Annotated in this window: 8 protein-coding genes and 1 pseudogene; 3 read left to right on the top strand and 6 right to left on the bottom strand. The window is 56.9% G+C overall.

Annotated features, from left to right (window positions below):
• The 6 genes and pseudogenes from ABJO75_RS12440 to fliF form a co-directional block, all read right to left on the bottom strand.
• Positions 1–186: pseudogene (locus ABJO75_RS12440) on the bottom strand (NADH-quinone oxidoreductase subunit F); the annotation flags it as partial.
• An 84-nt stretch (positions 187–270) separates the two neighbouring features.
• Positions 271–1,149, bottom strand: coding sequence for a LysR family transcriptional regulator (locus tag ABJO75_RS12435; RefSeq protein WP_348124656.1), 879 nt, complete (start codon positions 1,147–1,149; stop codon positions 271–273).
• A gap of 106 nt (positions 1,150–1,255) precedes the next feature.
• Positions 1,256–1,999, bottom strand: coding sequence for a flagellar type III secretion system pore protein FliP (gene fliP, locus ABJO75_RS12430; RefSeq protein ID WP_348124654.1), 744 nt, complete (start codon positions 1,997–1,999; stop codon positions 1,256–1,258).
• Positions 1,996–2,292: a FliM/FliN family flagellar motor C-terminal domain-containing protein gene (locus ABJO75_RS12425; protein WP_348124652.1), complete on the bottom strand. Its 297-nt coding sequence runs from the start codon at positions 2,290–2,292 to the stop codon at positions 1,996–1,998. The genes fliP and ABJO75_RS12425 overlap by 4 nt, the downstream gene beginning before the upstream one ends.
• A complete protein-coding gene (locus ABJO75_RS12420; protein WP_348124650.1) occupies positions 2,285–2,884 on the bottom strand; it encodes an ABC transporter ATP-binding protein in 600 nt (199 codons plus the stop codon). Before ABJO75_RS12420 ends, ABJO75_RS12425 begins: the two co-directional genes overlap by 8 nt.
• Positions 2,884–4,503, bottom strand: coding sequence for a flagellar basal-body MS-ring/collar protein FliF (fliF, locus tag ABJO75_RS12415; RefSeq protein WP_348124648.1), 1,620 nt, complete (start codon positions 4,501–4,503; stop codon positions 2,884–2,886). Before fliF ends, ABJO75_RS12420 begins: the two co-directional genes overlap by 1 nt.
• Positions 4,504–4,622: 119 nt before the next feature.
• Here fliF and ABJO75_RS12410 point away from each other — a divergent pair, with 119 nt between their 5' ends.
• The 3 genes from ABJO75_RS12410 to ABJO75_RS12400 are packed head-to-tail and all read left to right on the top strand — an operon-like array spanning position 4,623 to position 6,124.
• Entirely contained in the window at positions 4,623–5,120 is a 498-nt protein-coding gene (locus ABJO75_RS12410) for a flagellar basal body-associated FliL family protein (RefSeq protein ID WP_348124646.1), read from the top strand.
• 9 nt (positions 5,121–5,129) lie between these two features.
• Complete coding sequence (locus ABJO75_RS12405; protein ID WP_348124644.1) at positions 5,130–5,531, top strand: hypothetical protein; 402 nt, start codon at positions 5,130–5,132, stop codon at positions 5,529–5,531.
• Positions 5,528–6,124, top strand: coding sequence for a hypothetical protein (locus tag ABJO75_RS12400; RefSeq protein WP_348124643.1), 597 nt, complete (start codon positions 5,528–5,530; stop codon positions 6,122–6,124). Before ABJO75_RS12405 ends, ABJO75_RS12400 begins: the two co-directional genes overlap by 4 nt.
• The last annotated feature ends 25 nt before the right edge of the window (positions 6,125–6,149 follow it).

Genomic DNA, 6,149 nt, shown 5'->3' with positions numbered 1-6,149 from the left:
GTGACCATATTCATCCTGTATCAGGTGCAGATACTCGATCAGCAAATCCCGCCGAACCGGCGCATCGCCCAGCAAAACACGCACATCCGAAAGCGCACCATCCTCATACTGACGACCCTTCGGCGTTCGACGACCCTTGCCGCGGGCGCTTTTCCAAACTCCGGGTTTGGTGTTCATGACGGTCATTATCGACTCCCTCGTTTGTATTTGGTATCCCAACTCCTCAATATTTGGTCAAATCGCAATTCTGTAATGCGCCATCGGTTTTGGTTATAATGAATTCTGAACCGCGCGTCGAAAGGCTTTGATGATTGGCGTTTCTGGTTGCTGTTCCCGGATCGACAGCCCGATTGCCTGTGTTCGGAATGGTTCGACCAGGTCGAGCCGGGTCGCAGTGCGGGCGGAGAAATAGGTCTCGGCAACACCTTTGGGCGCGATTGTCGCTGCGTTGCCGCTAACGACCTGTGCCAACAGTGCCGTAAAACCGTTAGCTTCCATCACGATATTCGGTTCGGCCCCGATTCGCTGAAAGATTTCATCGACAAACTGTCGGTTGCGCATGTCTGGCGTCAGCAGACACAAGGGCAGCTCCGCAGCTTCGCTCCAACGGGCCTGACCCGCTGAGCGCGGCGCCATATGCGCCGGTGCGATCAGCACATAGCTTTCGTTGTACAGCGTCTCGGTGTGTTCGGGATCGGCTTCCTGTACATAGGTGAGGCCGGCGTCCAGCGTGTAGTCGTTGAGCCGTAATTCGATCTGGCGTGACGACAATGATTGCAGTTCAAGCGACAGATCGGGATGAGCCTTGCGCAGATGCGACGAGACGATCGCGGCGAAGGGCAGCGCCGTAGGCACCGTTCCGACGACCAATTTGCCCCGCAGCGTGTTGCGCAATGCGCCGATTTCCTGCCGCATGCCTTCTGCATCGCTCAGCAATCGGCGCGCCCATTTCAGTACGACCTCACCTTCGCGGGTAAATCCGAGAAACTTGTTGCCGCGTCGCACGAGCGGAATCGCGAACTCATCCTCCATCTTGCGAATGCGCGCAGAAAATGCAGGTTGTGATATGCCGCAATCTTCCGCGGCATGGGAAAAGTGCTTGTGGCGCGCCAGAGACACCAGAAGCTTGAGATCGCGGATATCAGCCATGCGCATACCATTGGTTTCAGTTTGCCGCCCAATGGGCAGGTACCTAGGCTAAGCATCGTGATCCGAATGCGCCAGAACATTCGTTTATGAGGCGCATTGCAGGGGATCAGGGAAAGTAGCTGCGCACCAGTGCGCTCGCGATCAGGCTCCATCCATCTGCGACGACAAAAAAGGCGAGTTTGAACGGCAATGAAACGATCGCTGGGGGCACCATCATCATGCCCATCGACATCAGGATTGCGGCGATCACCAGGTCAATGATCAGGAATGGAAGAAAGATCAAAAAACCGACCTGAAAGGCCCGGGAAATTTCAGAGAGCAAAAAGCTTGGGACCAGAACAGACAATGGCGCGTCGGGGCCGGAGCGGATTGTGGCAGCGTTCGGACGTAATTCGGCCATGGCCACAAAGGTGTCCCGATCGACGCGATCTGACATGAATACACGGAACGGTTCGAGACTGCGCGCAAGCGCCGTTTCTACAGCGATCTGCTCCTTCATAAGCGGGCTGATTCCCTTCTCCCACGCTTCTGTAAAGACGGGCTCCATAACGAAATAGGTTAGAAACAGTGCTAGGCTGACCATCAGCATATTGGGAGGCGACTGCTGAAGTCCGATGGCCTGGCGCAGAATGGCCAGAACTGTCACCAGGAACGGGAAACAGGTGATCATGATCGCCAGTCCCGGCGCAAGGCTGAGTACAGTGATCAGCAGGATCAGCTGGATTGAGCGAGCAGATACAGACCCGCTATCGCCGAGGAACAACGAAATCTCCTGTGCCACAGCCATCTGTGGCGACGCGAAAGTCATCGCGAGCGTGATCGCCAGAAACAATGCTGCGCGGAGAGTCATCCCAGTCCGTTCTGAAAATCGGCGATTTCCGTCAGACGGACCGCAAGTTGACCGGCGTTATCGCCGCCGAGTTCCTCGAGCTGTCCCCGCGCGACCAGCCGATCGCCGACAAACAGCTCTACCGGGTCCTCAATGCGCTTGTCCAAAGTCAGAACCGCATTCTCGCCCAGACTTACAAGTTCGCGGATCAGTGGCCGGGCTTTTCCAACAGACACGGTGATTTCGATCGGCACAGAGACAAACGGACTGGTTTGGCCATTCGCTTTGGCGCGGGCATCGGAGTCGTTATCCATAAAGAGAATCCTCGGTCAGGGTGTGATAAAATGCATCGACCGACTCGTTCAGCGATGCCAAAAGCACATCGGCGTCGATCTCGCGTTCGCCGTCGCCGACACGCAATTGGATCTGGCCGGGAGCGATGTCAGAGCACTCGCGAATGACAATCTGCATAGGCAAATCTTTTTGCAGGATCGGCTTGAGGGCCGTGCCTGCACCCACGGGCACGACCAGCATCGCGGGCTGTTCAACCTGATCACGCGCAAGGGCAAGGCATTGCTCAACAATTTTGGCTCCGACGCTTTGCATCAGGGCCTCTGGCAAGACTTTGTGCATCAGCGCCTCGAAAACCGGCTCGACCGCCTGGGTCATCTGGGCAAGTGCTTCCTGATAGGTGAACGAGAAATCCTCGAGGTTCTGTGCCAGCGTCGCGATGACGCGGTTCTTGTCATCCGATTGCACGCGGATTGCGTCGTCCCAACCTGCCGTGTAGCCCTGCTCGAACGACGCGAGGCGGATATCCTCAACGGCGTCGTCACTAATTTCCATCACCGATTTCTCGGGCCGGTCGATAACGCTGAAATCCTCCAAGAGGTGCGCGATTGCCATCATACTTTCTCCTCATTCTCTTCGAGCCAACTGCGCAGAATTTCCACGGTTTCTTCCTGGCGCTCGCCGATCATCGAACGCAGTCGCTCAACCGGTGAATCGGAACCGTTCGCCAACGCTGGCAAGGCGTTGCCGGATGCGGACTGCTCCGCTGTCAGAGCTGCCGATTGAAACTGTTCGGACGGGCCATCGTCGATCTCTCCGGTCAGCACCGGGCCGCGATCGTGGGTTTCCTGTTCAGTTGGTGGCAGCATCGCAAGGTTTGACTGGGGCAGTTTCTGTGCGTTGCTGAGAATAGGACGCACGACAAATAACCCGAGAACCAATGCAACCAAGGCCAGCGCGGCCAGCTGGATCAATGACATGATGTCCAGCGCAAGTCCTTGGAACATGCCTCCTGCTGCCGCCGTTCCCAACGGTGCGATGGTAGGCAAATCCATGGATCTCAGCGTTATGACATCGCCACGGGCCTCGTCATAACCGACGGCGGAAGCGACGAGATCGTGAAGTGCCGACAATTCCTCGTCAGATCGGGGTTGAAAGGTCGCGATGCCTGTGCTGTCAGTCAAGTTCAGACCATTTACAAGGACCGCAACGGTCAAACGTCGAATATCACCGGGTCCACGCACAATTTCGTGCTCAGTCTCAGACACTTCATAGTTGATTCGCTCACGGGTTTCGCTGCCCTGTGCTTTGGAGCCTTCTCCACCAGCACCATCTCCGTCCGGTAGATTCGAGGCGATCGTTACATCGCCACCGGCGGCGTTGGTCGAGGAATCTGTGCGTTCTTCTGTGTCGGTGCTGATGGCGACACGACCCTCGGGATCGAAACGGCGTTCGCGAATGGATTCGGTTTGAGTAACGGTATCGACGCTTACCTCTACCACTGCGTTTCCGGCGCCGACGCGCGCTTCGATCAGTCTGAGAACACGCTCGCGCAGCAGGGATGCACGGTCATCTGCAGTATTGGGTGACGTGCCTGTGTCCGCTGTCCCGATCAACGTGCCGTTGGCATCTATGATTGCGACATTCTCGACCGTCAGGCCCGCAATCGCAGACGCGACAAGATATCTCAATGCATTGGCCTGGGCTGGTGTCACGGGCGCGCCGGCGGGCACAATTGAAACGGATGCGGTTGGATCAACACTGCGCTGAAACGGGCCAGAGCCGTTGTGCGCGATATGCACACGCGCCTGCGTCACATACGGACTGGCGACGATCGTCCGTGCGAGTTCGCCTTCCTTGGCCCGCCAGTAGGCGGCATCGAACATTTGCGAGGTCGTGCCAAATCCGTTCAGGGAATCAAGCAATTCGTACCCGCGACCACCATTGGCGGGCAGCCCTTCACTGGCGAGCGTCATCCGGAGTTCATCACGGTTTTCCGCCGGAACATAGATCGACCCTCCGCGGACCTCATATAGTGTTCCGCGCTGCTCAAGTGCGCGGACCACATCCCCGGCCGAGCCGTTTTCCAGTCCTGCATACAAGAGCTTCATTGAGGGAGAGGCTGCCAAACGCGACATCACCACCAGTGTTACGATCACAGCAACAGAGGCGAGAATCACCACCATCTGCTTGCGTCTGTCGAGTTCGACCCAAATCGTTTTGATCTGCTGCACGATATCCTCCGTGTCGTCGACGTTCTGCCAACGTTCTCTCTTGTTTGGTCGATTGGCCTTAACAATCGGTTAGTTCCTGCACGGTTATGAAGGCACCGTACGAAACGATAGGAATTATGATGTCGGATGCCGTTGCAGAGGCGCCGGAAGCTCCGGTCAAATCAAAGAAACTCCCGTTAATCCTTGGCCTAGTGCTTGCGATTGCGGGGGCAGGCGGTGGATTCTACGCCAGTTCATCGGGCCTCTTGTTCAGTCATGGGGAATCAACTGCGGTCGATGCTCATGGCGATCCAGAGGCGCAGATCGAACCAATGCCGGATATCGCGTTCGTCGAGATCGAGCCGATTACGATTTCTTTGACCGGCAACAAATATGTGCGTCATCTGCGCTTTCGTAGTCAGCTTGAAGTAAACGGGACGCATCAAGACGATGTCGAGCTGATATTGCCGAGAATCGTCGATGTTCTGAACAGCTACCTAAGGGCGTTGGATGTCACCGAATTCGAAGAGCCGCAGGCGCTGTCAAAATTGCGTGGTCAGATGCTGCGGCGCGTTCAGGTGGTCGCGGGGCAGGGCCGGGTACGTGACCTTCTGGTCATGGAATTTGTGTTGAATTAGGAGGCAAAGTTGGAACTGGTTGCAGATATTTTTCTCGTCGCGGGTGCGTTGGGCGCTGGACTGTACTGTTTTGTCCTGGCGCGCAGGTTGAACAGGTTCAATGACCTTGAAAAGGGTGTGGGCGGTGCAGTCGCGGTGCTATCCGCGCAAGTTGATGACCTTAGCAAGACTCTCTCCAGCGCGCGGGCCGCCTCTGACGGTTCCAACGCGGCGCTGGACGATTTGACAGGACGGGCTGAATCGGTTGCTGCGCGTTTGGAGCTGTTGATGGCATCACTGCATGACCTGCCGGATGCAACACCTCCTGAGACGCCCGCAACAACAGAACGGGTTGAACCCACTAAGCCCGTGGCTCCTGCCGGGCCAATATTTGTGCGGCACGAGCGCGCTCAGCAGGGAGCTCAGCAATGACTGCGAAAAGCGGGTCGCCCCGTGTGCGCTTCGGTGCACTGGCGATCATCTCAGTCCTTCTAATCGGGTCGGCTTTGGTGCGCTTGGGATTGCAGGCCGGTCCGGCCTTCGCGCGAGAAGCCCCTCTTGTGGACGATACAGACGTTGTCGTGACGACAGAGGTGGCGCACGCGGCACCGTCATCTGCAGAAATGCAAACCCTGATTGAGGCATTCCAGCACCGCGAACACGCACTGGATACACGGGAGGCGCAGATCCAGGATCGCATGAAAGCCCTTGAAATCGCGGAAGAGGCAATTGGTCGACGACTCGAGGCATTGATCGGCGCAGAAGAACGCCTCTCTGCCACACTTGCACTTGCGGATGGGGCAACCGAGGAGGATCTGGTCCGCCTCACCAACGTCTATGAAAAGATGAAGCCAAAACAAGCGGCTGCGCTTTTTGAGGCAATGGCTCCTGAGTTTGCCGCAGGTTTCCTTGCTCGTATGCGGCCAGATGCAGCTGCCAGCGTGATGGCCGGCCTCAGCCCGATGGCAGCCTATTCCATCAGCGTCGTTCTTGCTGGTCGTAACGCTTCGGTTCCCAAGGAATAATTCAGCTTGGTCAACGTTTGTTAAG

This window comes from Sedimentitalea sp., from assembly GCF_039973035.1.
GTDB lineage: Bacteria > Pseudomonadota > Alphaproteobacteria > Rhodobacterales > Rhodobacteraceae > Sedimentitalea.
Note: the sequence above shows the minus strand (reverse complement) of the source record. Positions and strands in the feature narration are given on the sequence as shown.